Genomic DNA, 24,491 nt, shown 5'->3' on the forward strand with positions numbered 1-24,491 from the left:
CGTGGAAATCCGGTTCAGTGGCTGCCGAGCATGCTCATCACGGCCATGCGGACCGCGATGCCGAAGGTGACCTGGGGCAGGATCACGGCCTGGCCGCCGTCGGCGACGGCGGAGTCGATCTCGACGCCGCGGTTCATCGGGCCCGGGTGCATCACGATGGCGTCGGGCTTGGCCAGCGCCAGCTTCTCGGCGGTGAGGCCCCAGACCTTGAAGAATTCCTGCGGGCTGGGCAGCAGGGCGCCGTTCATGCGTTCGTTCTGCAGGCGCAGCATCATCACCACGTCCACGCCCTTGAGGCCTTCTTCCATGCTGTGGAAGACGCGCACGCCCATCTTCTCCACCTCGGTGGGGAGCAGGGTCTTGGGGCCGATGACGCGCACTTCGGGCACCCCGAGGGTGGTCAGCGCGGCAATCTGCGAGCGGGCGACGCGGGAATGCAGCACGTCGCCGACGATGGCGACGGTGAGGTTGTGGAATTCCTTCTTGTAGTGCCGGATCGTGTACATGTCCAGCAGGCCCTGGGTCGGGTGCGCGTGGCGGCCGTCGCCGGCATTGACCACGTGGATGTGGTCGCGGCCGGTGTTCTCCAGGTGCTGGGCGATCAGGTAGGGCGCGCCGCTGGATTCGTGGCGTACGACGAACATGTCGGCCTGCATCGCACAGAGGTTGTCCACGGTGTCGAGCAGGGTCTCGCCCTTTTTGGTGGACGAGGTGGACACGTTGAGGTTGATGACGTCGGCGGACAGGCGCTTGGCAGCGATCTCGAAGGTGGTGCGGGTGCGCGTGCTGTTCTCGAAGAACAGATTGAAGACGCTCTTGCCGCGCAAGAGCGGGAGCTTCTTGACCTCGCGCTCGGCCACCTCGGTGAACGGGGCGGCGGTATCGAGGATCTGGGTGATGATGCCGCGGGGCAGGCCATCGAGGGTCAGCAGGTGCTGCAGCTCGCCGTGCTTGTTGAGTTGGGGATTACGCATGGATCAGCCTCATGGTGAGGGCGCCGGAGTCGTCGCGCTCAAGTTGGAGGTTTTGCCCGGTCGGCAAGGGCTCCGGCAGGGTCAGGGCACAAAAGCTCGCGGCGATGGGCAGCTCGCGCCCGCCGCGATCGATGAGCACGGCCAGGTCCACGCGGGACGGGCGGCCGTAGTCGAACAGTTCGTTGAGGGCCGCGCGGGTGGTGCGGCCGGTATACAGCACGTCGTCGACGATGACGATGTGGGTGCCTTCCACGTCGAAGGGGATCTTGGAGCCCTGGGGCTGTGGGTGCAGGCCCTTGGCAGCGTAGTCGTCCCGGTAGAAGCTCACGTCGATGCTGCCCAGCGGTTGGGACAGGCCCAGCAGCGCGTGCAGTCGCTCGGCCAGCCACACGCCGCCGGTGTGGATGCCGACCAGGCAGGTGGCGGGGGAGACGTGGGGGCGCATCGATTCGGCCAGCGCGCCGATGAGCTGTTCGGCTTCAGGAAGCTGCATGTTTGGCACTTTCGAAGTACTGGAGCAGGATGATCTGGGCGGCTGCGGAATCCAGTCGCGGCTTTTGCTTGCGCCAGCCGTGGTGGCCGGCTTCGGACAGGAGTTCTTCCGCTTCGGCGGAGGACAGGCGTTCGTCCACCAGGGCCACGGGCAGGCTGTAGCGGCCATGGAGCTGGTTGGCGAAGCGGCGGCAGCGGGCCGTCATGGCGTGCTCGGAGCCGTCCAGATGGGTCGGCAGGCCGACCACCAGGGACGCGGGTTTCCACTCGGCCAGCAGTTTTTCGATGGCAGCAAAGCGGGCGGCGTTGGCTTCCTCGGCGATCGCAGTGAGCGGGTGGGCGTGGCCGGTTTCCGTCTCTCCCACTGCCACCCCGATGCGCGCGAGGCCGAAATCAAAGCAGAGAACGGTGCTCACGCGTGACCGGCGGTGTCGGACAGTTGGGCGAAATCGATGCCGAGCAGCTGCATGGCGGCAGCCAGGCGTTCCTCGGGGGGCAGGTCGAAGACGATGCCCAGATCGGCCGGCACGGTGAGCCAGGCGTTTTGCGCCAGTTCGTGTTCGAGCTGGCCGGCAGACCAGCCGGCGTAACCGAGGGCCACCAGCACTTCGGCGGGTCTGCCGTCGGCAGCCAGGGACTGCAGTACGTCGCGGGAGCTGGTCAGCCCGATGTCGTCGCTGACCTTCAGTGTCGAATGCCATGTGCCGGCCGGGCGATGCAGCACAAAGCCGCGGTCGGACTGCACGGGGCCGCCGAAATAGACCGGCAGGTCGGCGAAGTCCGGCTGCTCGAACGGGATGTCGATGCGTTCGAACAGGGTTGCGAGCCGCATGTCGGTCGGGCGGTTGACGATCACCCCCATTGCGCCGTTTTCGTTGTGCTCGGCAATGTAGGTGAGCGTGCGCGTGAAGTTCGGATCGGCCATGGCGGGCATGGCGATCAGGAAATGGTCGGTGAGGTTGATGGTCGTCGTAGTCACAGGCGTATTTTAAGCCGAGGTCGGGGATGTGGGGAGATTATGGCGGCAAATTTGAGGCATGCTTCGGCCTCCGTGCATCCTTTGCTTCGAGTTCCGTCCATGCCTTCTGCCCTCGTCTGGTTCCGCCGCGATCTGCGCGACTTTGACCACGCGGCGCTCTATCACGCGCTGAAGCATCACGACCAGGTCTTCTGCGCCTTCGTCTTCGATACAGAAATCCTCGACTCTCTTCCAGGCCGGTGCGATCGGCGCGTGGACTTCATCCACGCCAGCGTCGTCGAGCTGGATAACGCGTTGCGCGCCTGTGGCGGTGGCCTGATCGTCCGGCATGGGCTGGCTAGAGAGGCGATTCCGTCACTGGCAGCTTCCCTCGGTGTGAGCGCGGTTTACGCCAACCGGGATTACGAGCCGGCTGCGCTGGCGCGTGATGCGGAGGTGGCGGAGCGCCTGCGCGTGCTCGACATCGGCTTTGCCGATTTCAAGGACCAGGTGATCTTCGAAAAGAGCGAGGTGCTGACCCAGGGTAATTCGCCGTTCTCGGTGTTTACGCCATACAAGCGGGCGTGGTTGAAGGCGCTGACGCCATTCCACCTCAAGTCGTATCCGGTCGAGAAATACATGGCGCGACTTGCGCCGCTGTCGGCCGAAGAGGCGACGCCGGGCCTTGCAGATCTGGGTTTCGAGGAGACCAATCTGAGCGAGCTGGGAATCACGCCCGGGATGAGCGGCGGGCGGCGCCTGTTCGACGACTTTCTGAAACGTATTGGCCGTTACAAGGCGAAGCGCGATTTTCCGGCCCAGAAGGGCGTGTCCTACCTGTCGGTGCATTTGCGTTTCGGTACGGTGTCGATCCGCGAGCTGGCGCGGGCGGCGTTGGAGCTCGGTGGCGAGGGGGCGGAGACCTGGTTGTCGGAGCTGATCTGGCGGGATTTCTACTTTCAGATCCTGTGGCATCACCCGCATGTGGTGAAGGCCAGTTTCCGGCCAGAGTACGACCAGGTACGCTGGGACGACAAGCCGGCGTGGCTGGCGGCCTGGCGCGAGGGGCGCACCGGCTATCCGATCGTCGATGCGGCAATACGGCAGATCCTGCACAGCGGCTTCATGCACAACCGCCTGCGGATGATCGTCGCGTCCTTCCTGACCAAAGACCTGGGCATCGACTGGCGGCATGGCGAGGCCTTCTTCGCCGAGCATCTCAATGACTTCGACCTGGCCGCCAACAACGGCGGCTGGCAGTGGGCGGCGTCCACTGGTTGTGATGCGCAACCCTGGTTCCGCATCTTCAACCCGGTGACTCAGTCGGAGAGGTTCGATTCCGACGGGGCCTTCATCCGCCGCTACCTGCCGGAACTGGCCAAGGTGCCGGCCAAGTTCATCCATGCGCCATGGACGATGCCGCCGATCGACCAGCAGCTGGCCGGCTGCGTGATCGGCAAGGACTATCCGGCTCCCATCGTGGATCACGCCCAGGCGCGGGAGCGCACGCTGGCGCGTTTCGGCGTGGTGAAGGGGAGTCCGGACGAAACTTAGCTGTGGCTGCTGGCGATGAGGACGGTGCTTTCCAGTGTGTAGCCGTCGGCGTTGCGGTAGGGCGTGAGTTCGTCGGTAACGGCTTCCTGCAACTGGCGCTGGGTTTCGTCGGGTAGCCGCGACAGGGCTTCAGCGGCGCCACCGGCCAGGTCGAGGAAGGCCTGCCAGTAAGCAGCCGGGTCGTTGAAGTGGCAGGTGACGGGGCAGGACTCGATGCGGATGTCGCAGAAGCCGGCCTGGTCCAGCAGGGCGTTCAGCGCGTCGGGATCGCCAAAGCGGAACACTGACGGGCGCGCCACCTTTGGCGCGGGCAGCAGGCGGGCGATGCAGTCCTGGGCGCAGCCGATCAGCGGCACGTGCTGGCGCGGCCCCCACACGGACAGGGTCAGGCGTCCGCCGGGTTTCAACACCCGCCGGATTTCCGCCAGGGCCCGCGCCGGTTCCGGGAAGATGAACAGGCCGAGGCCAAGCAGCGTCACGTCGAAGCTGTGGTCGGCAAAGCTCAGGTGCTCCGCGTCGCAGGCGGCGGCGATCAGATCGGAAAGGCCCTCATCGGCGGCGCGGCGCAGGCCTTCGGCGAGCATGCCCTCGGCAATGTCGCTGGCCAGCACCCAGCCGTCGGGAGCGACGAGCCGTGCGGCGTCACGGGCCAGCAGGCCCGGCCCGGCGGCCAGATCAAGAACGTGTTCGCCGGGGCGCAGCACGGCCAGCTCGAGCAGCGCCTGCTGCAGGCTTGCCCGTAGCGGCGCACCGTTGGCGTAGCGGCCTGCGATGCGGTTGAAGCCGCTGCGTTCGAGGGCCTTGAAACGGCGGGCGTCGAAGTTTCCGGTCATGCCAGCAGCCCGGCGAAACGCAGGATCGGGTCCAGGTAGTCGTCCCAGCGCGTGAAACTGTGATCGCCGCCCTCCAGCACCGTCTGGCGGCTGCCGGCATAGCGGGTTACCGCGTGGCGGTAGTCGAGGACCTGGTCACCGGTTTCCACCAGCAGCCAGTAGCGTTCCGGGCGCGTGATCACAGGGACTTCGATGGCCTGCAGTTCGTCGATGTGGGCTTGGGTGAAATCGAAGGTCTCCCCGGAATACATGTGCGTCTGCGGCCCCAGGTAGGCCGATAGGGACAGCGGGGCGATGACCGCCGGATTGATCAGCACCGCCTGCAGGCCGTGCTTTTCCGCCAGATGGGTCGCGTAGTAGCCGCCGAGGGAGCTGCCGACCAAGGTTGGTGCACTGGCGCAGCGGGCGATCCGGGCTTCGGCCAGCGCAATGGCGTCGCGGGCCGATACGGGCAGCTGCTCGCACCAGAAGGCGTCAGCGAGGCCATGCTCGGTCATGCGGTCCCGCAGGCTGCGGGCTTTCCAGGATTGGGGGCCGGAACAGAAGCCGTGAAGATAGATGATCATTTGAATTCGAAGCGGTCTTCGCTGCGCAAGTGCTTGGGCAGGGTGGCCGTGAGCCAGTGCCGCGCGCCATCGTTCCTCGCCAGGAAAGCCTGCCAGAACGCCGTGGACGCGGCCAGCAGTGCGGTGTGGAAGGGGGCCGGCGCGCGGCGGAGGCGGAAGACGGCGCCCTCGGCCGCGCTGGCCTGACCTGCGAAATCCAGGTGGTTGCCGCCGGCGAAGACCAGCAGGTATTTGTCGCCGGGGGGCATGTGGCGGTAGGGCAGTTCGCGGTTGGCCGCCGTGATGTCGGACAGGCCCATGCCGTCGTCGCGGCTGCCGGTGATGCTGAAGAAGGGCAGGTGGATGCCGCCGAAACGGTGGTCGAGGCTGGGGCCCTGGTCCGAAAAGCGGGCCGAAGGGCTGAAGGCGAGGACCGCCCGCACGCGAGGATCGAGGGTGACGGACAGATGCTGAGGGCGGCGCTCGCCGGCCAGCAACTGCACGGTGACGGCGCCGAAGGAGTGTCCCGACAGGCCGATGGCCTGGACGTCGGCGAGGGCGGCCAGCGCAGGATCGCGGCCGATGCGGGAGAGGACGAAACGGATGTCCTCAGCGCGGTGGGCGAGTTCTTCCGGGTTCATCGCCGCCTTCAGGGCATGGCGCAGGCCAAGGGGAGAATTGTTGCGCAGCAGGCTCGCGTCGCTGCCGGGGTGCTGCACGGCAAGCGCTGCGAAGCCGTGGCTGCACCAATGCTCCAGCCAGTCGGCGCCCCCCTCGCGGGAGCCGCCGAGTCCGTGGGAGAACAGGATCAGTCCGAGGGGCTTGGCTCCCTCGGGTAGATACAGCTTGAGGGGCAGCGTACGGGCGCGGCGGGTGTCGTGGAGTTCGTGCCAATGCCCGCCCGTCGCAAAGCTGCCGGTAGTCCCCCAGGCAGGAACTGCCGCGGGGAGATGCTTTAGTGGGCCGTCCATTCCACGAGACCGAAGTGCCAGGTGGCCAGCACGATGATGCCGAAGGCGATGCGATACCACGCGAAGGGTACGAAGTCGTGGCTGGATATGTAGCGCAGCAGCCAGCGCACACAGAAGAAGGCCGAGACGAAAGCCGCGATGAAGCCGACGATCCACATGCCGATGTCGTCGGCATTGAGCAAGGCCCGTTCCTTGTAGAGTTCGTATGCCGTGGCGACGCCGAGGGTTGGGATGGCCAGGAAAAAGGAAAATTCGGTAGCGGCCTTGCGGGACAGGCCGAACAGCATGCCGCCGATGATCGTTGAGCCGGAGCGGGAGGTGCCGGGAATCAGCGCAAAGGCTTGTGCAATTCCCATCTTGAGCGCATCGAGGGGGCGCATTTCATCGACGGTCTCGATGCGGATGCGGTGGTTGCGGCGCTCGGCCCACAGGATCACGAAGGCGCCGACAATAAAGGCTGTGGCTACCGGCAGCGGGGCGAACAGCACGGCCTTGATCTTCTTGCCGAAGGCCAGCCCGAGAATGGCCAACGGCAGGAAGGCGATGAACAGGTTGAGGACCAGCCGGTTGGCTTCACGCTGGCGACCGAGGCCCGCAAAGGTGCTGATGATGCGCTCACGGAACTCCCACACCACGGCGAGGATCGCACCGGACTGGATGACGATTTCAAACAGCTTGCCCCGGTCGTCATTGAAGTCGAGCAGATCGCCGGCCAGAATCAGGTGACCAGTGCTGGAGATCGGCAGAAACTCGGTGAGGCCTTCGACCACGCCGAGGATCAGGGCCTTGAGAAGCAGGATGATGTCCATGAACGATTGACTGTAAGCGGCTTAGGGAGTCGGGATTATAGCGTTTGTATATCTTGTGCTTTGCAGCACGAGAGCATGTAATTCATCACGATCGGCATTGAGATGCCTGAGTTGGGAAGTGACGGCTTTAGCCATTTATGAGAATCTGTGGTTGAAATAGTAAAAATGTTAAATTTGTTTAATTTGAATGCTCAAAAAGATTTCCGTTAGTCGCCTGAAGCCGGGGATGTTCGTCCACGAATTGTGTGGGGACTGGATGTCCCATCCGTTCTGGCGTGCCCAGTTCATGCTCAAGAGTGAGGATCTGCACCGCATCGTCGATGCGGGTATCCAGCACGTTTACATCGACACCGATCGCGGCCTGGACGACCAGGACGCCGTCGCGGCAACCGAGGTGCAGGCGGCGGTCGAGGAGGAGTTGCAGGCCTTGCTGGCGATGCCCGACGATCATGTGCTGCGGGTGCCGGTGCATGAGGAAATGGCGCGGGCGCGCAAGGTGCACGAGCAGGCCCACAAGGTCGTGCGCACGATGATGAGCGATGTGCGTCTTGGGCGAGCGGTGTCGTTGGAGGATGCGGAGCCGGTGGTCGAGGCGATAACGGGTTCGGTGCTGCGCAACAGTGGGGCGCTGCTCGGCCTGATCGGCATCAAGAACAAGGACGATTACACCTTCCTGCATTCGGTCAGCGTGTGCACGCTGATGATCGCCTTCGGCCGCTCCCTCGGACTGTCCGGCGACGCGCTGCGCCAGGGCGGGATCGGCGGCCTGCTGCACGATATCGGCAAGATGCGGGTGCCGGACGCCGTGCTCAACAAGCCGGGCCAGCTGACCGACGCCGAGTTCGACATGATCAAGCGCCATCCCGGCGATGGCCATGCGGTGCTGCTGGAAACGCCGGGCATCGGTCCGGTGCCGCTGGATATCACACGGCATCACCACGAGCGCCTGGATGGCCATGGTTATCCGGACAAGCTGTCCGGCGACGCGATTTCGACGATGGCGCGGATGGCGGCGATCGTCGATGTCTACGATGCGATCACCGCCGACCGCTGTTACCACAAGGGGCTTCCGGCGGCCGAGGCGTTGCGCAAGATGTGGGAATGGAGCGCCGACCACTTTGACCAGAAACTGCTGCAGGCTTTCATGCGCTGTGTCGGCATCTATCCGGTGGGCAGTCTGGTGCGCCTCGAGTCCGGGCGGCTCGGGGTGGTGGTCGAGCAGAACGAGGGCAGCCTGCTGACGCCCCGGCTGCGGGTCTTCTTTTCTACCCGCTCGAATGGCTATATCAAGCCGGAAATGCTCGATCTGTCCCGCCGGCCGGGAAATGCCGACCGGATCGTGTCGGCCGAGGCGCCGGAGAAATGGGGCGTCGATCCCCGGCGCTTTCTGCTGCAGGAATAAGCGTCAGCCTGCTGCGCGCAACTGGACGTCGAGGGTGTCGATCACGGCGCTCCAGTCGGCGTCTTCGGCAATCTCGCTCTTCAGGAAGGCCGCCTGGGCCGGCGACCAGAACGGGGCCTCGGTCAGTAGCACGTCGTGGGGGAGTGGCGAATGAGCCGCGATGAAGGCATCGATCGCGGCACTGTCGTTGGCCAGTCCGAGTTGGGCGAACAGGTTGGCGATGTTGTGGATGTGCGATTCCATGAGGATCTCCCTGCGTGGTGGTTGGGGGCAATCGTTGGTCCGTTCGGGCGCGGCCCTGGTTCCCTCGGCTGCCAGCTGAAACCCGTTGATGATGGTTGGGACTCCCGTATCATGCGGCCGGTATTCAACTGCACAATGAGGTCTAGCTTGAAAACCCTGGCAACCTTGATGATCCTTGCTGGCTTGACCAGCTCTGCCGAGGCCTGCAGCCGCTACCATGACGATTGGGGCGGCAGCGACAAGGCCGCCCACTTCGGCGTATCTGCGGCCCTTGGCGTCGGTGCCTCGCGATTGTCTGCCGATCCCTGGACGGCCTTCGGCCTGGCGCTGATTCCCGGCGTCGCCAAGGAAGTCTACGATTCCCAGCAGGACTGCAATCGTTTCTCCTGGAAGGATCTGGCCTGGGACGCGGTGGGCGCCTATGTGGGCGTGCGCGCCGGCAACTGGGTGCTGGGCCCGACCGGTGCCTCTTATCGCCTGAGTTTCTGAAAGGTATACGCCATAAGGATTTACTAAGGAGCACGCATTAGAGTGGTCACGGAATCCTCTGAGGGGGATGTGATCGCGGAAAGACGCGCTTCCGTGTGCGATCCTGTCCAGCCGCAGGAAAGGGGGAGTCCTTTCCTGCGGCTGTTTTCATTCTCATGTCGCCGTCGTGCGAAGGAGCTGTCCCCGATGCGTGTTCTGCTGGTTGAAGATGATCGCCTGCTGGGCGATGGCGTGAAAGCCGGGCTGACGGGAGCCGGCTTTGCGGTGGACTGGGTCCGCGACGGGGAGGCGGCCCTGGCGGCATTGGGCAGTGAGAGCTTTGCGGCAGTTCTGCTCGATCTCGGCCTGCCGCGCAAGGATGGCGTTGCCGTACTGACGACACTGCGTGCAACAGGCAATACCGTGCCGGTGCTGGTGCTGACGGCCCGTGATCAGGTGGCGGACAAGGTTCGCGCCCTCGATCAGGGGGCGGACGACTACGTGGTCAAACCCTTCGACCTGGATGAACTGGCGGCCCGCCTGCGCGCCTTGGTCCGGCGCTCCCAGGGGCGCGCCGACGCCTGTCTGCGCCACGGCGAGCTGGTTCTCGACCCGGCCGCCCGTACAGTGAGCCTGAAGGGTGAGCCGGTACTGCTGACCGGCAAGGAATTCGAACTGTTGCGCATGCTGCTCGATGGTGCGGGGCGGGTGCTGACCCGCCGGGTGCTCGACGAGCAGCTCTACGCGTGGGGCGAGGCGGTGGAAAGCAACGCGCTGGAGGTGCACATCCACCACCTGCGCCGCAAGCTCGGCAGCGAGCTGATCCGCACCGTCCGTGGCGTGGGTTACATGGTGGACGAGGCTCTCCGGTGATGGCAGTCCGGCCCGTCTATTCCCTGCGCCGCCGTCTGGTGGTCATGCTGATCATCGCCGTCGCGGCCTTATGGAGCCTGTCGGCGGTAGTAGCCTTCCGCATTGCCCATGAGGAGGCCGACGAACTCTTCGACGCCCAGCTGATGCAGGTGGCGGAAACCCTGCTGGCCATCGTGGCCGCCGGACAGGCGCCGCAGGTAGCCCAGGAAATGGCCGAGCACCAGCATGCCTACCAGTTGCCGGTGGCCTTTCAGGCCTTGATGCACGACAACAAGGGCAACTGGCAATTGCTGGTGCGCTCGTCGGAGATGCCGGAATGGCGGGTTACCCGGGAGCCCGGCTTCGAAGAGAGAGAGCTGGATGGTGAGTTGTGGCGCTTTGTGACCGTCGACCACGGCCACAGCCCCTACCGGGTGATCGTCGGTCAGAACCATAGTGCCCGCTATCGCCTGGCTGGCGAGGTTGCCTTGCATCTGCTGCTACCGATCCTGTTCGGGCTGCCGCTCATTGCTGTCGCGATCTGGGCGGTGGTGACCCGGGCCCTGCGGCCGGTCCAGGCGGTGGCGACGGCTGTGGGTGGGTTGGACGCCCGCCGGCTGGTGCCGGTGCGGGTGGAAGGGGCGCTGCCGGAGGAGATCGCGCCGCTGGTCAGTTCCCTCGATGCACTGGTGTCCAGAGTGGCGGAAGTACTCGACCATGAACGTCGTTTTACCGCGGATGCTGCCCATGAGCTGCGCACGCCTCTCGCGGCCGTCAAGATTCAGGCCCAAGTGGCGCGCCGCGCGGTCGACGATGCGGGTCGCCGCCATGCCCTCGATCAGGTTCTGTCCGGCGTGGAGCGGATGACTCATCTGGTGGAGCAGTTGTTGACACTGGCGCGGCTCGATCCGGAGGCTCAGGGGGTGGCGGATGTTCCGGTGGACCTGGCGGAGGTTGCCGAGTCCGTGTGCTCCATCCTCACGCCCCAGGCCTTGCGTCGGGATCAGAGCCTGGAGCTCGAGCCGGGGGGGGGCCTGGTGGTCCAGGGCAATCGCTGGTGGCTGGAAGTGCTGGTGCGCAATCTGGTGGATAACGCCCTGCGTTATTCCCTGCCAGGCGGCCGTGTGCTCGTGCAAGTCGATCCCCAGACGGCCACCCTGCGGGTCGCCGACGACGGGCCGGGTATCGCGCTGGCGCTACGCGGGCAGATGCTGACCCGCTTCGCACGGGGGGCCGGCAACGATGCGGACGGTTGCGGGCTAGGTCTGTCCATCGTGGCGCGCATCGTCGAGATTGCCGGTGCCCGGCTGGACCTCGAGGCGGGCCTGCCGCGCGCCGGCGGGGCCGGGCTGGCGGTGGTGGTGCATTTTCCGGAGAGGGCCTGACACCCGTTCCGCAGGCGGCGGGACGGGCCAGGAGGCGGTGAGCGCTCCCGGCCCGCCGTCCGACTTCAGGTGGCCAGATCGCCGGCAATGTAGCCGGAAAGATGGTTGATGGTGACCTGCTGCTGTTCCATCACCGACTTCACCGCGTCGCCGATACTGACGATGCCGACCACCTTGCCGTGATCCACTACCGGCAGGTGGCGCACGTGGTTGTTGGTGATGATGCACATGCAGTCGTCCACCGTGTGGGTGGGGGATACGGTGAGCACGTTGGGCGTCATCAGGTCGCCGACCTTGGTGTCCTTGGAGGCAAGGCCCTTGAGCACGACCTTCCGGGCGTAGTCCCGCTCGGTGAAGATGCCCGCCAGCCGCTCGCCTTCCATGACCAGTACCGCGCTCACATTGTGTTCGGCCATCAGGTGGAGGGCCTGCAGCACGGTGGTGTCGGGCGTCACTGAGTGGCAGGTGGAGCCCTTGGTCTGAAGAATCTGTTGAACCGTTGCAGCCATTGTCTTGTTCCCTCCTTTTTGTTGTCTCCTCGGGGCCTGCGACCCTGCGCCGCCGGCTAGTCAGAGTGTATAGCTTGGGTGGAAGAGCGCAAGAGCGCAAGCGGCTCTCCGGGGCGTGAGCCAGTTCACGGGCGGCACTGAAAAACAGCCTGGCGCGCGCTGCTCCGTGATCTTTTGGGCATTGCCCATTTCGGCCACTGCTTACTCTTGAGGCGTCGGAGTAAGTGTAGTTGGACTGAGGTGCATCATGCTCATCGTATTGATTGGTGGTTTTGGGGTATTCGCGCTGACCGTCATTGCCGTTCAAACCTGGCGTGAGCGCAAGGCAGAGCAGAAGCGCCTGGCTGAAGAATGGGAAACCCTGCTGACGCGGATGTTTGCCGCCCAGGCGATGGGGCAGCATCGGCTCGTGCGCGAGCAGATCCTGCACTCCTGCCGGGGGCTCGACCAAGGGCTGGTGCCAGCGCAGCAAGTGCCGCACCTGAAGGCTCGCCTGGCCAGCCTGCTGGTGCAGGATCCGGTTTACCCGGCAGTTCTGCAGGCGATCCGGCTTGCCTGCACGGCACATGTTGAAGTGAGCGAGTTCAGTCTGGCGGTGAGCCTGCGCGAATTCCTCATCGAGGACATCCGGCAATGCCTGGCCCTCGCGGAAGCCTTCGGGCAGGTCGAGTGCCGGGAGGAACACGGCGAGGCTCGGGTGGCGGCGAGTTTCCACCACGCGGCAACGTAGAAAAAGAAAGGCGGTCTGCAGACCGCCTTTCTTCGTCAGATTTCCAGATTGTCGATCAGGCGGGTGGCGCCCAGTCTTGCGGCGCCGAGCACTACCAGCGCTTCATCGCCCTTGCCCGGAGCCTGCAGGTCGCTGCGGCGCCGGATCGTGATGTAGTCCGGATGCCAGCCGTGGGCGGCGAGCTCGGCGACGGCCTCGGTTTCCAGGCGCAGGAAATCCCGCTCGCCGGTGGCAATCCGTTCGCGGATCCACGCCAGCTGGCGGCTCAGACGCGGGGCCTCGGCCCGCTCGGCGGCGCTCAGGTAGCCGTTGCGCGAGGAGAGGGCCAGGCCATCGTCGGCACGGATGGTTTCGCCAGCGACGATCTCGATGGGCAGGGCCAGTTCGCGCACCATGTTGCGCAGGACCATCAGCTGCTGGTAGTCCTTCTTACCGAACAAGGCCACGTCGGGCCGGACGATGTTGAACAGTTTCAGGACCACCGTGGCGACGCCGCCAAAGTGACCGGGGCGTACCGCGCCTTCCAGGATGTTCACGTGGGCCGGGTCGGGCTCGACGTGATAATGCTGGGGCGCCGGGTACATTTCCTTTTCGTCGGGGGCGAACAGGAAGTTCACCCCTGCCGCCGCAAGGCGTGCCGAGTCGTCGGCCAACGTGCGCGGATACTTGTCGAAATCCTCGCTGGGCCCGAACTGCAGGCGATTGACGAAGATGCTCGCCACCACTACGTCAGCCCGCGTACGCGCTTCGCGCATCAACGCGATGTGGCCGTCGTGGAGGTTGCCCATGGTAGGAACGAAGGCGACGCGCCCGGCCCCGGCAAGGGCCGCGCGCAGGCCGGCAATGGTGTGATGGGTCTGCATTGAACGCTTTCAGTAGCTGTGTTCAGGGCCGGGAAAGCGGCCCGCCTTGACGTCGGCGACGTAGCGGCTGACGGCATCGTCGATGCTTGCCGCGCCTTCCATGAAATTTTTGGCGAAGCGCGGGCGCTTGCCGTGGAACACGCCCAGCAGGTCGTGCAGCACCAGCACCTGGCCGTGACAGTCCACGCCGGCGCCGATGCCGATGGTGGCCATCGAGTTCAGGTTGGCGGTGACGTCGGCGGCCAGCGCGGCCGGCACCATTTCGAGCACGACCATTGCGGCGCCGGCCTGTTCGAGGGCGAGGGCATCGGCCTTGAGGGTTGCCGCGGCTTCCTCGCTGCGGCCTTGCACGCGGTAGCCGCCGAGCTGATGGACGGACTGAGGGGTGAGGCCGATATGCGCACACACCGGGACACCCCGTTCGACCAGGAAACGCACCGTCTCGGCCATGAAGGCGCCACCTTCGAGCTTGACCATCTGTGCGCCGGCTGCCATCAGGCGGGCCGCGTTGCGCATCGCCTGGGCGGGGTTTTCGGTGTAGCTGCCAAAGGGCAGGTCGGTGACGATCAGTGGGCGGCTGCAGCCGCGGGCCACGCATTCGGTGTGATAAACCATGTGCTCCATGGTCACCGGCAGGGTGGTCTTCTGTCCCTGCAGCACGTTGCCGAGGGAGTCGCCGATCAGGATGACGTCCACGCCGTTGCGCTCCAGCAGCGCGGCGAAGCTGGCATCGTAGCCGGTGAGCATGGTGATTTTGCGACCCTCGGCGCGCATCTTGCCGAGCTCGAAAAGGGTCACGGGTTTGTCGTTATCTTGCAGATAGCTCATAGCGGGTCCTCCTCGCGGCGGCAGTTAACCCCAATCTTGTGCATGGCACAAGAGGGGAGGCGGCGGCAAAGAAAGCGTAAGGCGGGCTTGGGGCGTAGACGTCAGCCGGCGTAGCCGAAGAATTCCCGGTAGCTGCGCATGGCGAGCAGGCGGGAGTACAGCAGTTCGAAGTCTTCTTCCTTGTCCACCGGATTGAGGGACTCGGCATTGACGATGAACAGCGGTGCGGCGTCGTAGTGATGAAAGAAAGTGGCGTAGCGCTGGGCAACCCGCTCGACGTAAGGTTCGCTGAGCTTGCGCTCGGATTCCACGCCGCGCTTGCGCACCCGCTCGACAAGGACTTCGGGCTGGGCCTGCAGGTAGATCACCAGATCGGGCTTGCGGACGGTCGGCTTGAGGCGGGTGTACAGTTGCCGGTACAGGTGCAGCTCATCTTCGGCCAGCGTCAGCTCGGCAAACAGCGGATCCTTGTCGATCAGGAAGTCGGACACCACTCGACGATGGGGGTTGTGTTCATGATCGAAGCTGGTGAGCTGTTCACTGCGCTGGAACAGGAAGGCGATCTGGGTCGGCAGGCCCCAGCGCTCCATGTTCTGGTAGAAGCGACCGAGAAAGGGATTGGCGGCCGGGTTTTCGAGCAGCAGTTCTGCGCTCAGGCGATCGGCAAGCCGCCGGGCGAGGGTGGTCTTGCCCGCGCCGATGGGGCCTTCGACAACGATGTAGCGCGCTTTTTCGAGCATGGCTTGCTCCGCCTTTCAGGCCCGGAATATGAAGTAAACGGCCCCTAGGATACACAGGGCAGCCCACAGATAGTCAAGCTTGAGGGGCTGTTGCATGTAGAACAGGGCAAAGGGAACGAACACCGTGAGGGTGATCACCTCCTGCATGATCTTCAATTGGGCGAGGTTGAGTTCCTGTGCGCCGATGCGGTTGGCCGGCACTTGCAGCAGGTACTCGAAGAGGGCTATGCCCCAGCTGATGAAGGCGGCCACATACCACGGCGCGGTGGCCAGGTTCTTCAGGTGGCCGTACCACGCGAAGGTCATGAAGACGTTGGAGGCCGCCAGCAGCAGCGCGGTCTGGATCCAGATCGGCATTCAAAGGGGCTCGCTGCGCGAGATGGTCTGGTCGGCGACGCCCGGCAGGAAATCACGGCCGGGGCCGAGCGCCGGCAGGATGAGGTCCGGCGCGATTTCCAGCAGAGGCAGCAGCACGAAGGCACGCTGGTGCATGCGCGGATGGGGTAGGGTGAGCTCCGTTTCCTGCATCTGCAACTCACCGTAAAGCAGCAGATCCAGGTCCAGCGTGCGCGGTGCGTTGGGCACGCTGCGCACGCGGCCGTGACGGGCCTCGATGGTGAGCAGCTGGCGCAGAAGCTCCAGCGCGGGCAACGGGGTATCCACCGCTACTACGGCGTTGATGAAGTCTGGCTGATTGAGCAGACCGACGGGCGCACTGCGGTACAGGGACGAACGGGCCGTAACCTGGGTGCCGGGGAGGGTGCCCAGATCGTCGACGGCTGCCCGCAAGTGCTTGACCGGCTCGCCGAGGTTGGCGCCGAGCGCCACGTAGGCGCGGGTGACGACCGCGGCGCTCATTCTGCCGGGTGTGCGGAGCCCGCCGGCTTCTTGCGACGTCGGCGCTTGCGGGCTGCGCCGCTCTTGTCGGGAACCAGCATGTTTTCGCGGGCGTCCGGGTTGGCGTCGGCAAAAGCGTCCCACCAGTCTGGCAGCTCCATCGGGAGTTCGCCCGACTGGGCGCGCAGGCGCAGGAAATCCCAACCGGCCCGATAGCGCGGTTGTTCGAGGAGGCGATAGGGCGTCTTGCCGGCGCGCTTCTCGAAGCGCGGCTGGAGGGCCCAGATTTCCTTGATGTCGCCGACGATGCGCCGGGTGATGGCGAGCTTGCCCGACTGACGTTCGAGGACCGCATCCATCGCTTCGAACAGGGCCGGCTGGGAATGCTCACCCTTTTCCTTGTGGGCTTCCCACTCGGCCAGCACTTCGTGCCACAGCAGGGTGGCGAACAGGAAACCGGGCGACACGGGCTTGCCCTGGCGGACCCGTTCGTCGGTGTTTTCGAGGGACAGCCAGACGAAGCGCTCGCCCATCGGTTGTTCGAGGATCACGTCGAGCAGTGGCAGCAGGCCGTGGTGCAGGCCCTCCTCGCGCAACTGGCGCAGGCACTTGACCGCGTGGCCCGACATCAGCAGCTTGAGCATCTCGTCGAAAAGGCGCGCCGGCGGCACGTTTTCGAGCAGGCTGGCCATCTCGCGGATCGGCGCCCGTGCAGCCGGGTCGATGGTCAGGCCCAGCTTGGCGCCGAGGCGGGCGGCACGCAGCATGCGCACCGGATCTTCGCGGTAGCGCACGCGCGGTTCGCCGATCATGCGCAGGGTCTTCTGTTGCAGATCGGCGACGCCGTGGTGGTAGTCCACCACCGTTTCGTCGGTGGGGTTGTAGTACAGCGCATTGACCGTGAAGTCGCGGCGGGTGGCGTCTTCGGCCATCGAGCCGAACACATTGTCGCGCAGCACGCGGCCGTGTTCATCGGTTTCGGCAGATTCGGCGTCCTGCATCGCACGGAAGGTGGAAACCTCAATGGTTTCCGGGCCGCTCATCACGTGCACGATCTTGAAGCGGCGGCCGATGATGCGTGAGCGGCGGAAAAGCGCGCGGACTTCCTCGGGCGTGGCACTCGTGGCGACGTCGAAATCCTTCGGCGTTTGGCCGACGATGATGTCGCGGACCGCGCCGCCGACGACGTAGGCCTTGTGGCCGTTTTCCTGAAGGACGGCGCAGACCTTGTTGGCAGCAGGAGAGATTTGTTCCCGGCGGACTCCGTGACGACTGACGGGGATCACCGCGGGTTCGGGCAGGGCATTGGCAGGTGCGGCGCGGCGAAACACTCGGCGCAGCAATTTGCGGATCATTGGCGGGGCTTGGATGATTGGGGTCAAGTCGCGCATGATAACCCATCAGGCGGCCGGCTTTGGCTTCTGCGGCTGTCCTTGCGGTCGTCGGGGCACCTGTCCGGACGCAATTTCCACTTGCTGGAGACTTACGCCGATGCTGCGCTTCTCTGCCAACCTGTCTTTCCTGTTTCTCGACAAGCCTTTCCTGGACCGTTTTGCGGCTGCCGCCGAAAGTGGTTTCAAGGGCGTGGAGTTCCATTTTCCCTACGCCTTTCCCCTCGACGAGGTGGCGGATGCCGCCCGGCGGGCCGCCGTGGAGGTGGTGCTGTTCAATTTTCCGGCCGGCGATTGGGCGGCCGGTGAGCGAGGCATTGCCTGCCTGCCGGCGCGGGTTGCCGAGTTCCGCGATGGCGTGCTCGAAGCGGCGCGCTACGCGGAGGGGCTGAACTGCCCGCGCATCAACTGCCTCGCTGGCCTGAGACCGCCTGGCAGCGACGAAGCGGTGCTGCGTGACACGCTGGTGGACAACCTCCGTTTTGCAGCCGATGCGCTGGCCCCGGCGCAGCGCCAAGTGCTGCTGGAGCCGCTCAACAGCCACGATACGCAGGGCTTCCTGGTCGATCGTACGGCACCGGCGTTGGCCCTGCTGGATGCCGCCGAGCGGCCGAACCTGTTCCTGCAGTACGACATCTACCATGCCCAGGTCATGGAGGGTGATCTGGCCCGTACGCTGGGCACCCATTTGCCGCGCATCGGCCACATCCAGCTGGCGGATAATCCGGGGCGTCATCAGCCGGGTACCGGCGAGATCAACTTTCCTTTCCTGTTCAAGCACCTGCGCGGGCTCGGCTACGGCGGATGGATCGGCTGTGAGTACGTGCCGAGCGGACCGACCGAGGATTCCTTTGGATGGATGGCCGCCTGACGGCCTTGGGTTGTGCCGCACGAAAAATGTCGATGGCTTGATGCCGTTCGGGTCAGTGCTGGTAGGCTATGGTCTTCGCAACTGGATTGCACGCCATGCCCGCCCCCGCTTTTCCCTGGACCGCATCGTCTGCGGTAGAAGCCCTTCGTACCGGTGCCGTGTCGGCCACCGAGCTGTTGGAGCAGTGCCTTGAGCGCGTCACCCGTTTCAATCCGCACCTGAATGCGCTTGTCACCGTGGATGCCGCCGGTGCGCGCAAGGCCGCACAGGCGGCGGATGCGCGGATTGCGGCCGGCGAGCGTCTGCCGCTGCTGGGCGTCCCGATTTCCGTCAAGGATTCGTTTGCCACGCAGGGTTTGCGCACTACCGCCAGCTATCGGCCGCTTGCTGAGTATGTGCCGGACAAGGATGCCAGCGTGGTTGGCAGGCTGCGGGAGGCGGGGGCCGTGATCGTCGGCAAGAGCAACCTGCCGGAACTGGCCGGCGCCCCCCATTGCTGGAGCCCATTGTTCGGACTGACGCGCAACCCCTGGGACCCGACGCTGACCCCCGGGGGGAGTTCCGGCGGGGCAGCGGTGGCCGTGGCCGCCGGTTTTTCCTTGCTTGAGCTTGGCAGTGACATTGCCGGCTCGATCCGCATTCCCGCAGCTTACTGCGGTGTGACGGGACTGAAGGCCACCGAGAACCGGATCCCGCGTACCGGCCATATTCCTCATCTGCCTGAGCACCTGCGCGGTGAGCGCAGCGTGCGGCATATGTTGTCCTTTGGGCTGCTCGCCCGTTCGGTTGCCGATCTACAGCTCGGCTACGGTTTGATCGCCGGTCCCGATGGTTGCGATATGGAAGTGCCGCCGTGGCAGCCGGATCAGCTGCCAGCACTGGCGAAAAATCCTTTGCGTCTTGTCCTTTGGGAGGAGGGCTGCCTGCCCCTGTGCGAGCGAACCCGGGCTGCCTTGGCGGGCATGGTCGGAAAGCTCGAGGCTGCGGGGCATAGCGTGGAACGCAGGGCGCCGCCGGATCTTGATCTGCGTGCCCTTCACACGCTCTTCGGGGCCATTGGCGGGGTCGAGATCGGACTCGGCATGCCCGCTTGGCAGCGTAGGCTGTTGCCGGCCTTACGCCATCTTTTGCCGCGGACCGAGACGCTGGGCCGTGCATTTGCAGCAGGCCTGCGTTTCGATATGGCCGATTACAACCGTGCCTTGAATGCCCGGGAAGCGGCCATTGCCAGCCTGGAGCGTTTTCTGGCGGATTTCGATGCGCTGCTCAGCCCGGTCGCCTGTACGGTCGCCTATCCCGGGCGGCCGATGCCGGCCTGGTCCAAGCCACCGGCCGTCCAGGTGGATGGACGGAAGCTGCCTTATCTGGAAGCCACCATCGGTTGGACAGCGCCCTTTTCCCTGACTGGCAGTCCGGTTGTCACGCTGCCGCTCGGTATCGAAGCCGGGCTGCCGGTCGGCGTCCAGGTCGTCGGACGGCGCTGGCAGGACGAGGCGCTGCTGGCAGTGGCAACCCGGCTGGAGGGCGTGCTGGGCGGCTTCGTGTCGCCTCCTCCTCTTGAGGGCTGATCTGGACAGGGCACGTGCCGCCTGTACTGTCCTTCATCGGGTCTTGATCGTCTTCGCGCGCGGGGTGGAATACCCGTTCAACATCGGATGGGTAGTGATGAAAATGTCACGAATGGGGTCTGAAAGATTGTGTAAAGCGAAGAAGGCGAACCGGCACTTCTGGAATTAGCGGTTAATATTGATGAATTGGAGGTCGTATCCGATTCCTGGCAGGTCTGCCGGAATGCTAAATGCGCAGAAGCCGGTGGCGATTTCCCAGCTAGATTTATTCCATTTATGTTGAAACCAAGCCCATCGTCCTTTTCGGCGCCCGAAACCACGTCTGCCAAGAAGCGCTATCAGGCGGAGGCCTGCGTGGCCAAGCATACGGGCGACCGGACCGAACAACAGGACCGGGCCGCGGTCTTCGCACACCCTACCCGCAAGGGCACGCTGATGGCGGTTCTTGCCGATGGCATGGGAGGACATTCCGGCGGAGCGATGGCGGCGGAACAGGTCATCCTTAAGGCCCGCCAGAACTTCGAAGCCTTCGCTCCGGCCTCCGAGAGTGCCACCGATTTGCTGCGCAGCATCGTCGATGAAGCGCACATCGTGATCAAGCTCACCCGCTTTACCAGCGAGCAGGATCCCCACAGCACGGCTGTCGTCTTCATGATGCAGCCGGACCGCGCCGACTGGGCCCATTGCGGGGATTCACGGTTTTATCACTTCCGGGCCGGCAAGCTGGTCACCCGCAGCACCGACCATTCGTTGGTCGAAGAACTGGTGCGCAAGGGGCGGCTGGATCCCGAAGGGGCGCTGCGGCATCCGAACCGCAACGTCCTGCTGTCCTGCCTGGGCTCGGAGCGGGAGCCGCGGGTGGATTTCGGGCATGCCTCGCCGCTTGTCGGCGGAGATGCCTTCCTGTTGTGCTCCGACGGTCTGTGGGCTTACATCGGTGAAGAGGAAACGGGGCTGATCCTGGCCAACATGTCACCCCGTGATGCCGCCTCGGCCCTGATCGAACTGGCGCGCCAGCGGGCCAGGGGCAGTGGCGACAACATCTCCCTGGCCATCGTCAAACTCGTCGAAGTCGACAACAACAAGCGGACCCGCTGAAGTCAGCGCGTCCGCAGCCAGTTCCTGCGCCAGAACGAAGCGGCCATCAGTGCCGCGACGCCGAGCATCATCCCCAGTGCGATGTCGAATCCGTCATGCGCCTCGAGCAGGGGCATGTCGCGGAAGTTCATGCCGAAGATGCCGGCGATCAGCGTGGCCGGCATGAACAGGGTGGTCAGCACGGTAAGGATGCGCACCTCGGTATTGAGCCGATTGCTGACGCTGGACAGGTAGATGTCCAGCAGGTCGGCGAGCAGGTCGCGCACCGATTCCAGCGTTTCCAGTACATGCACCGTGTGGTCATAGATATCCCTTAGATACAGGCGTGTATCACCCGAAAAGAAGCCGTTGTCGGCCCGTCCCAGGGTGTTGAGCACTTCGCGCACGGGCCAGATGGCGCGGCGGAGCACCAGGGCTTCATGCTTGACCCGGTTGATCTCTGCCAGCAGTTCCGGCGTCGGACGGCTCAGGGCCTGATCTTCCAGTTCCTCCGCCATGTCGGTCAGGTTGTCGAGCATCACGAAGTAGCGGTCCACCAGCGTGTCCAGCAGCGCGTAGGCCAGGTAGTCGACGCCGTGGGCGCGCATTGCGCCGTGTTCCGAGCGCAGGCGCTCCCGTACCGCCTCGAAGGTGCCGGTGGCGCGCTCCTGGAAGGTCAGCACGAAATTACGGCCGAGCACGATGCTGACCTGGTCGGAGCTCAGGCTGCGGCTGTCCGGATTGAAATCGAAGCAGCGGGCGACGATGTACAGGTAGTCTGCGTATTCGTCGCTCTTGGGACGCTGGTGGGTGTTGAGGATGTCCTCCTGCACCAGTGGATGCAGCTTGAAGCGCCGGCCGATTTCCGCCATCACGGCCGGGTCGTGCAGGCCATATACATTCAGCCACAGTTTGCCGCCGCCGGGTTGATACTGGCGGGATGCATCGACGGAATCGAAGCGTGTCTCGATCAAGCCATTGGAATCGAACTCAATGAGGGTAATCGAGGGCTTTTCGGTCTTGATTTCGCCGATATGAACCAGTGAACCTGGGGGTAACCCTAACTTTCGGGTGGGATGGGATCGTTTCTTGCTAGACTTTCGCATCGTATTTGCGATATTCGGTTCAAATAACCGTTTTTAGATGCAGTATTCAGGTGAAAACCGGCTTTTTTTAGGGTATTCATCAATAGATTTGGGTCGTTCGTGAAACCCTCTCACGACGATAGCAGATTTCCAACTACCCCTCGAAGGAGCTTTCATGCCCCTGGTCATCGGTGTGACCAAAGAGCTTACGCCGGGAGAGCGCCGCGTTGCGCTGGTTCCGGACGTAGCCAAGAAATATCAAGGGCTTGGCGCAGCTTTGCTGCTCCAGGCAGATGCCGGCACATCGGCTTACTACCGTGACGCAGATTACGGAGAAGCTGAACTGGCCAGCGATCAACTGTCGGTGCTGAAGAAGGCTGACGTCATCCTGCAGGTCCAGCCCCTGGGGCTCGACGTGCTGGCCGAGCTGAAACCCGGCACGGTTCTGGTGGGTTTGCAACAACCCTGGTCCAGCAAGGAACGAGTGGAGCTTTTGCGCCAAAAGCAGATCACCTGTTTCGCTTTGGAACTGTTGCCCCGTATCAGTCGTGCACAGAGCATGGACGTGCTCTCCAGCCAGGCCGCCGTGGCGGGCTACGAGTGCGCGCTGATCGCCGCCGACCATTCGCCGAAGTTCTTCCCGATGCTCACCTACGCCGCCGGCACCATCCGCCCGGCCAAGGTGCTGGTTATCGGCGCCGGTGTAGCTGGCCTGCAGGCCATCGCCACCGCCAAGCGCTTGGGCGCGATGGTTTCCGGCTACGACGTGCGACCGGAAACCAAGGAGCAGATCGAGTCGCTGGGTGCAAAGTTTGTTGACACAGGTGTCTCGGCCGCCGGTACCGGCGGCTATGCCCGCGAGCTCACCGACGACGAAAAGCGCCAGCAGGCCGACAAGCTCGGCAAGGCCGTCGCGGATTGCGATGCGCTGATTACGACTGCTGCGATTCCTGGCAAGAAGGCGCCGGTGATCATCAGTGCCGACATGGTGGCGCGCATGAAGCCCGGTTCAGTGGTCGTCGACATGGCGGCCGAGACCGGCGGCAATGTGGCCGGCACGGTGGCGGGCGAGAAGGTGTGGGTCGGCGAGACCCTGATCATCGGCCCCACTCACATCCCCAGCCGCATGCCGGTGCATGCCTCCGAGATGTACGCCAAGAACCTCTACAACTTCATCTCGCCGTTCATCAAGGATGGGGCCCTGGCCCTCGATTGGGACGACGAAGTGCTGGCCGGTGCCTGTCTGACCCACGCGGGCGAAGTGCGCCACGCGGGCGTCAAACAGGCCCTGGGCCTCTGACCGGGAGACGGACCATGGACGGATTTGTTGCAATCTACATCTTCATGCTCGCCGCCTTCACCGGCTACGAGGTGATTTCCCGCGTGCCGGTGATCCTGCACACGCCGCTGATGTCCGGCTCGAACTTCGTGCACGGCGTGGTGCTGGTGGGCGGCATGATCGCCCTTGGCCAGGCGGAGACTCCGCTCGAACAGGCCATCGGCTTCGTTGCCGTGCTGCTCGGCGCGGCCAACGCGGCGGGTGGTTACGTGGTGACCGAACGCATGCTCGCCATGTTCAAGGCGAAGGAGAAGAACTGATGGCTATCAAGTGGCTGATTGACGCGAGTTACTTCGTCGCCGCGATCCTCTTCATCCTCGGCCTGAAGGGCATGAGTTCGCCGGTCTCGGCGCGTAAAGGCATCGTCTGGGCCGGTGTCGGGATGGTGCTCGCCACCGTGGTGACCTTCCTCACCCCGGGCATGAACAACTTCGCGCTGATGATCATCGCCATCGCCGTCGGCGGCGCACTGGCCTGGATCTCGGGCAAGAAGGTCGCCATGACCGACATGCCGCAGATGGTGGCCATCTACAACGGCATGGGCGGCGGCGCCGCGGCGGCCATCGCGGCGGTGGAGTTCGCCCGCGGCGAGATGCACGGTGTGGTGGTGACCCTGCTGGCAACCCTCGGTGCGCTGATCGGCGCGGTGTCCTTCTCCGGCTCGGTCGTCGCCTGGGCCAAGCTGCAGGGCGTCATGAAGAAGGCCTTCCGGCTGCCGGCCCAGAATGCGGTGAACATCCTCCTCGCCCTGGTGACGGTGGGTGTCGGCGCGGCCATCGTGATCGCTCCGGAGATCGATCCGACCCTGGTCGGCGCGTTCTTCATCCTGGCGCTGGTGCTGGGTACCGTCATCACGCTGCCGATCGGCGGCGCCGACATGCCGGTAGTGATCTCCCTGTTCAACGCTTTCACCGGCCTGGCCGTGGGCTTTGAGGGCTTCGTGATGGGCATTCCGGCGCTGATCATCGCCGGTATCGTGGTCGGCGCCGCCGGCACGCTGCTGACCCAGTTGATGGCCAAGGCCATGAACCGGCCGATCAGCAACATCCTCTTCGTGCCGATGGCGGCTGCCGGCGGTGGCGAAGCGGTGGAGGGCGAGCAGAAGGAAGTCGGCGCGATGGATGCGGCGGCGATGATGCGCTACGCCTCCAAGGTCATCATCGTGCC

Annotated in this window: 29 protein-coding genes; 12 read left to right on the forward strand and 17 right to left on the reverse strand. The window is 64.6% G+C overall.

The features are described 5' to 3' along the window. Window positions 1-14 precede the first annotated feature (14 nt). From B4920_RS17275 to B4920_RS29975, 4 genes are read right to left on the reverse strand one after another with little or no spacing between them, the layout of a single operon-like run. Entirely contained in the window at window positions 15-974 is a 960-nt protein-coding gene (locus tag B4920_RS17275) for an aspartate carbamoyltransferase catalytic subunit (RefSeq protein ID WP_079435862.1), read from the reverse strand. Beyond that, window positions 967-1,467 (reverse strand): bifunctional pyr operon transcriptional regulator/uracil phosphoribosyltransferase PyrR, encoded by a 501-nt coding sequence (gene pyrR, locus B4920_RS17280; RefSeq protein WP_079435863.1) that lies wholly within the window; start codon window positions 1,465-1,467, stop codon window positions 967-969. Before pyrR ends, B4920_RS17275 begins: the two co-directional genes overlap by 8 nt. Beyond that, window positions 1,454-1,882, reverse strand: coding sequence for a Holliday junction resolvase RuvX (gene ruvX / locus B4920_RS29970; protein ID WP_216819923.1), 429 nt, complete (start codon window positions 1,880-1,882; stop codon window positions 1,454-1,456). Before ruvX ends, pyrR begins: the two co-directional genes overlap by 14 nt. After that, window positions 1,879-2,445 (reverse strand): YqgE/AlgH family protein, encoded by a 567-nt coding sequence (locus tag B4920_RS29975; RefSeq protein WP_216819925.1) that lies wholly within the window; start codon window positions 2,443-2,445, stop codon window positions 1,879-1,881. The genes ruvX and B4920_RS29975 overlap by 4 nt, the downstream gene beginning before the upstream one ends. Before the next feature lie 99 nt (window positions 2,446-2,544). Here B4920_RS29975 and B4920_RS17290 point away from each other — a divergent pair, with 99 nt between their 5' ends. Further along, window positions 2,545-3,978, forward strand: a complete 1,434-nt coding sequence (locus B4920_RS17290) for a deoxyribodipyrimidine photo-lyase (RefSeq protein WP_079435864.1) — start codon at window positions 2,545-2,547, stop codon at window positions 3,976-3,978. Here the strand turns inward: B4920_RS17290 and B4920_RS17295 are convergent. Genes B4920_RS17295 through B4920_RS17310 form a run of 4 tightly spaced genes read right to left on the reverse strand, consistent with a single transcriptional unit; the run spans window position 3,975 to window position 7,136 of the window. Continuing rightward, window positions 3,975-4,811: a class I SAM-dependent methyltransferase gene (locus B4920_RS17295; protein ID WP_079435865.1), complete on the reverse strand. Its 837-nt coding sequence runs from the start codon at window positions 4,809-4,811 to the stop codon at window positions 3,975-3,977. The two genes, B4920_RS17290 and B4920_RS17295, sit on opposite strands and share 4 nt — an antisense overlap. Next, complete coding sequence (locus tag B4920_RS17300) at window positions 4,808-5,377, reverse strand: YqiA/YcfP family alpha/beta fold hydrolase (RefSeq protein WP_079435866.1); 570 nt, start codon at window positions 5,375-5,377, stop codon at window positions 4,808-4,810. The genes B4920_RS17295 and B4920_RS17300 overlap by 4 nt, the downstream gene beginning before the upstream one ends. Further along, on the reverse strand, window positions 5,374-6,327 hold the full coding sequence (locus B4920_RS17305) for a hypothetical protein (RefSeq protein ID WP_079435867.1): 954 nt from the start codon (window positions 6,325-6,327) through the stop codon (window positions 5,374-5,376). Before B4920_RS17305 ends, B4920_RS17300 begins: the two co-directional genes overlap by 4 nt. After that, a complete protein-coding gene (locus B4920_RS17310; protein WP_079435868.1) occupies window positions 6,312-7,136 on the reverse strand; it encodes an undecaprenyl-diphosphate phosphatase in 825 nt (274 codons plus the stop codon). Before B4920_RS17310 ends, B4920_RS17305 begins: the two co-directional genes overlap by 16 nt. A 187-nt stretch (window positions 7,137-7,323) precedes the next feature. On the opposite strand from B4920_RS17310, the gene B4920_RS17315 reads away from it, so the two are divergent. Continuing rightward, window positions 7,324-8,538: an HD-GYP domain-containing protein gene (locus B4920_RS17315; protein ID WP_079435869.1), complete on the forward strand. Its 1,215-nt coding sequence runs from the start codon at window positions 7,324-7,326 to the stop codon at window positions 8,536-8,538. Window positions 8,539-8,541: 3 nt separating this feature from the next. On the opposite strand, the gene B4920_RS17320 is transcribed toward B4920_RS17315, so the two are convergent. Beyond that, window positions 8,542-8,781 carry a DUF2789 domain-containing protein gene (locus B4920_RS17320; protein WP_079435870.1) on the reverse strand — a complete coding sequence of 80 codons (240 nt, stop codon included), beginning with the start codon at window positions 8,779-8,781 and terminating at the stop codon, window positions 8,542-8,544. 147 nt (window positions 8,782-8,928) lie between these two features. Here B4920_RS17320 and B4920_RS17325 point away from each other — a divergent pair, with 147 nt between their 5' ends. From B4920_RS17325 to B4920_RS30855, 3 genes are all read left to right on the forward strand, one after another. Continuing rightward, window positions 8,929-9,270 (forward strand): hypothetical protein, encoded by a 342-nt coding sequence (locus B4920_RS17325; protein ID WP_139379543.1) that lies wholly within the window; start codon window positions 8,929-8,931, stop codon window positions 9,268-9,270. 186 nt (window positions 9,271-9,456) lie between these two features. Next, complete coding sequence (locus B4920_RS17330) at window positions 9,457-10,122, forward strand: response regulator (RefSeq protein ID WP_079435872.1); 666 nt, start codon at window positions 9,457-9,459, stop codon at window positions 10,120-10,122. Then, window positions 10,122-11,486: an ATP-binding protein gene (locus B4920_RS30855; RefSeq protein ID WP_079435873.1), complete on the forward strand. Its 1,365-nt coding sequence runs from the start codon at window positions 10,122-10,124 to the stop codon at window positions 11,484-11,486. The genes B4920_RS17330 and B4920_RS30855 overlap by 1 nt, the downstream gene beginning before the upstream one ends. Window positions 11,487-11,551: 65 nt before the next feature. Here B4920_RS30855 and B4920_RS17340 read toward each other — a convergent pair whose 3' ends face one another. Continuing rightward, complete coding sequence (locus tag B4920_RS17340; RefSeq protein WP_079435874.1) at window positions 11,552-11,995, reverse strand: CBS domain-containing protein; 444 nt, start codon at window positions 11,993-11,995, stop codon at window positions 11,552-11,554. A 247-nt stretch (window positions 11,996-12,242) separates the two neighbouring features. On the opposite strand from B4920_RS17340, the gene B4920_RS17345 reads away from it, so the two are divergent. Next, window positions 12,243-12,725 (forward strand): hypothetical protein, encoded by a 483-nt coding sequence (locus B4920_RS17345; RefSeq protein ID WP_079435875.1) that lies wholly within the window; start codon window positions 12,243-12,245, stop codon window positions 12,723-12,725. 35 nt (window positions 12,726-12,760) lie between these two features. Here B4920_RS17345 and panC read toward each other — a convergent pair whose 3' ends face one another. The 6 genes from panC to pcnB all read right to left on the reverse strand — a co-directional run bounded on the left by panC (window position 12,761) and on the right by pcnB (window position 17,348). Next, window positions 12,761-13,588 carry a pantoate--beta-alanine ligase gene (panC, locus tag B4920_RS17350; RefSeq protein WP_079435876.1) on the reverse strand — a complete coding sequence of 276 codons (828 nt, stop codon included), beginning with the start codon at window positions 13,586-13,588 and terminating at the stop codon, window positions 12,761-12,763. Window positions 13,589-13,597: 9 nt separating this feature from the next. Next, window positions 13,598-14,416 carry a 3-methyl-2-oxobutanoate hydroxymethyltransferase gene (panB, locus tag B4920_RS17355; protein WP_079435877.1) on the reverse strand — a complete coding sequence of 273 codons (819 nt, stop codon included), beginning with the start codon at window positions 14,414-14,416 and terminating at the stop codon, window positions 13,598-13,600. Window positions 14,417-14,517: 101 nt separating this feature from the next. Further along, entirely contained in the window at window positions 14,518-15,156 is a 639-nt protein-coding gene (locus B4920_RS17360; RefSeq protein ID WP_079435878.1) for a deoxynucleoside kinase, read from the reverse strand. A 15-nt stretch (window positions 15,157-15,171) separates the two neighbouring features. After that, complete coding sequence (locus B4920_RS17365) at window positions 15,172-15,513, reverse strand: DMT family protein (protein ID WP_079435879.1); 342 nt, start codon at window positions 15,511-15,513, stop codon at window positions 15,172-15,174. After that, the gene (gene folK, locus B4920_RS17370; protein WP_079435880.1) at window positions 15,514-16,014 is read right to left on the reverse strand and encodes a 2-amino-4-hydroxy-6-hydroxymethyldihydropteridine diphosphokinase; all 501 of its coding nucleotides are present in this window, start codon (window positions 16,012-16,014) and stop codon (window positions 15,514-15,516) included. Further along, window positions 16,011-17,348, reverse strand: a complete 1,338-nt coding sequence (gene pcnB / locus B4920_RS17375) for a polynucleotide adenylyltransferase PcnB (protein WP_079435894.1) — start codon at window positions 17,346-17,348, stop codon at window positions 16,011-16,013. Before pcnB ends, folK begins: the two co-directional genes overlap by 4 nt. 136 nt (window positions 17,349-17,484) lie before the next feature. On the opposite strand from pcnB, the gene otnI reads away from it, so the two are divergent. From otnI to B4920_RS17390, 3 genes are all read left to right on the forward strand, one after another. Then, window positions 17,485-18,255, forward strand: coding sequence for a 2-oxo-tetronate isomerase (otnI, locus tag B4920_RS17380; RefSeq protein ID WP_079435881.1), 771 nt, complete (start codon window positions 17,485-17,487; stop codon window positions 18,253-18,255). Window positions 18,256-18,350: 95 nt separating this feature from the next. Next, window positions 18,351-19,823, forward strand: a complete 1,473-nt coding sequence (locus B4920_RS17385) for an amidase (protein ID WP_079435882.1) — start codon at window positions 18,351-18,353, stop codon at window positions 19,821-19,823. Between the two features lie 276 nt (window positions 19,824-20,099). After that, entirely contained in the window at window positions 20,100-20,921 is an 822-nt protein-coding gene (locus B4920_RS17390; RefSeq protein WP_079435883.1) for a PP2C family serine/threonine-protein phosphatase, read from the forward strand. A 2-nt stretch (window positions 20,922-20,923) separates the two neighbouring features. Here B4920_RS17390 and corA read toward each other — a convergent pair whose 3' ends face one another. Continuing rightward, window positions 20,924-22,006, reverse strand: coding sequence for a magnesium/cobalt transporter CorA (gene corA / locus B4920_RS17395; RefSeq protein ID WP_079435884.1), 1,083 nt, complete (start codon window positions 22,004-22,006; stop codon window positions 20,924-20,926). Window positions 22,007-22,160: 154 nt separating this feature from the next. On the opposite strand from corA, the gene B4920_RS17400 reads away from it, so the two are divergent. The 3 genes from B4920_RS17400 to B4920_RS17410 all read left to right on the forward strand — a co-directional run. Beyond that, window positions 22,161-23,285, forward strand: a complete 1,125-nt coding sequence (locus B4920_RS17400) for an NAD(P) transhydrogenase subunit alpha (RefSeq protein WP_079435885.1) — start codon at window positions 22,161-22,163, stop codon at window positions 23,283-23,285. A gap of 14 nt (window positions 23,286-23,299) precedes the next feature. Next, a complete protein-coding gene (locus B4920_RS17405) occupies window positions 23,300-23,584 on the forward strand; it encodes an NAD(P) transhydrogenase subunit alpha (RefSeq protein WP_079435886.1) in 285 nt (94 codons plus the stop codon). Further along, window positions 23,584-24,491 (forward strand): NAD(P)(+) transhydrogenase (Re/Si-specific) subunit beta (locus B4920_RS17410; protein WP_079435887.1); only part of this gene is annotated, 908 nt, incomplete at its 3' end. The genes B4920_RS17405 and B4920_RS17410, both read left to right, overlap by 1 nt.

The sequence above is a fragment of the Zoogloea sp. LCSB751 genome (assembly GCF_002028455.1).
Taxonomy (GTDB): domain Bacteria; phylum Pseudomonadota; class Gammaproteobacteria; order Burkholderiales; family Rhodocyclaceae; genus Zoogloea.

Bases quoted from the DNA above. Each gene is read 5' to 3' on its own strand.
- pyrR (WP_079435863.1), bottom strand. From the start codon at position 1,467: ATGCAGCTTCCTGAAGCCGAACAGCTCATCGGCGCGCTGGCCGAATCG.
- B4920_RS17295 (WP_079435865.1), bottom strand. From the start codon at position 4,811: ATGACCGGAAACTTCGACGCCCGCCGTTTCAAGGCCCTCGAACGCAGC.
- B4920_RS17320 (WP_079435870.1), bottom strand. From the start codon at position 8,781: ATGGAATCGCACATCCACAACATCGCCAACCTGTTCGCCCAACTCGGA.
- B4920_RS17390 (WP_079435883.1), top strand. From the start codon at position 20,100: ATGTTGAAACCAAGCCCATCGTCCTTTTCGGCGCCCGAAACCACGTCT.
- B4920_RS17365 (WP_079435879.1), bottom strand. From the start codon at position 15,513: ATGCCGATCTGGATCCAGACCGCGCTGCTGCTGGCGGCCTCCAACGTC.
- corA (WP_079435884.1), bottom strand. From the start codon at position 22,006: ATGCGAAAGTCTAGCAAGAAACGATCCCATCCCACCCGAAAGTTAGGG.
- B4920_RS17300 (WP_079435866.1), bottom strand. From the start codon at position 5,377: ATGATCATCTATCTTCACGGCTTCTGTTCCGGCCCCCAATCCTGGAAA.
- otnI (WP_079435881.1), top strand. From the start codon at position 17,485: ATGCTGCGCTTCTCTGCCAACCTGTCTTTCCTGTTTCTCGACAAGCCT.
- B4920_RS30855 (WP_079435873.1), top strand. From the start codon at position 10,122: ATGGCAGTCCGGCCCGTCTATTCCCTGCGCCGCCGTCTGGTGGTCATG.
- B4920_RS17305 (WP_079435867.1), bottom strand. From the start codon at position 6,327: ATGGACGGCCCACTAAAGCATCTCCCCGCGGCAGTTCCTGCCTGGGGG.
- B4920_RS17405 (WP_079435886.1), top strand. From the start codon at position 23,300: ATGGACGGATTTGTTGCAATCTACATCTTCATGCTCGCCGCCTTCACC.
- B4920_RS17315 (WP_079435869.1), top strand. From the start codon at position 7,324: ATGCTCAAAAAGATTTCCGTTAGTCGCCTGAAGCCGGGGATGTTCGTC.
- B4920_RS17275 (WP_079435862.1), bottom strand. From the start codon at position 974: ATGCGTAATCCCCAACTCAACAAGCACGGCGAGCTGCAGCACCTGCTG.
- B4920_RS17385 (WP_079435882.1), top strand. From the start codon at position 18,351: ATGCCCGCCCCCGCTTTTCCCTGGACCGCATCGTCTGCGGTAGAAGCC.
- panC (WP_079435876.1), bottom strand. From the start codon at position 13,588: ATGCAGACCCATCACACCATTGCCGGCCTGCGCGCGGCCCTTGCCGGG.
- B4920_RS17400 (WP_079435885.1), top strand. From the start codon at position 22,161: ATGCCCCTGGTCATCGGTGTGACCAAAGAGCTTACGCCGGGAGAGCGC.
- panB (WP_079435877.1), bottom strand. From the start codon at position 14,416: ATGAGCTATCTGCAAGATAACGACAAACCCGTGACCCTTTTCGAGCTC.
- B4920_RS17310 (WP_079435868.1), bottom strand. From the start codon at position 7,136: ATGGACATCATCCTGCTTCTCAAGGCCCTGATCCTCGGCGTGGTCGAA.
- B4920_RS17340 (WP_079435874.1), bottom strand. From the start codon at position 11,995: ATGGCTGCAACGGTTCAACAGATTCTTCAGACCAAGGGCTCCACCTGC.
- folK (WP_079435880.1), bottom strand. From the start codon at position 16,014: ATGAGCGCCGCGGTCGTCACCCGCGCCTACGTGGCGCTCGGCGCCAAC.
- B4920_RS17345 (WP_079435875.1), top strand. From the start codon at position 12,243: ATGCTCATCGTATTGATTGGTGGTTTTGGGGTATTCGCGCTGACCGTC.
- B4920_RS17330 (WP_079435872.1), top strand. From the start codon at position 9,457: ATGCGTGTTCTGCTGGTTGAAGATGATCGCCTGCTGGGCGATGGCGTG.
- B4920_RS17290 (WP_079435864.1), top strand. From the start codon at position 2,545: ATGCCTTCTGCCCTCGTCTGGTTCCGCCGCGATCTGCGCGACTTTGAC.
- B4920_RS17360 (WP_079435878.1), bottom strand. From the start codon at position 15,156: ATGCTCGAAAAAGCGCGCTACATCGTTGTCGAAGGCCCCATCGGCGCG.
- pcnB (WP_079435894.1), bottom strand. From the start codon at position 17,348: ATGATCCGCAAATTGCTGCGCCGAGTGTTTCGCCGCGCCGCACCTGCC.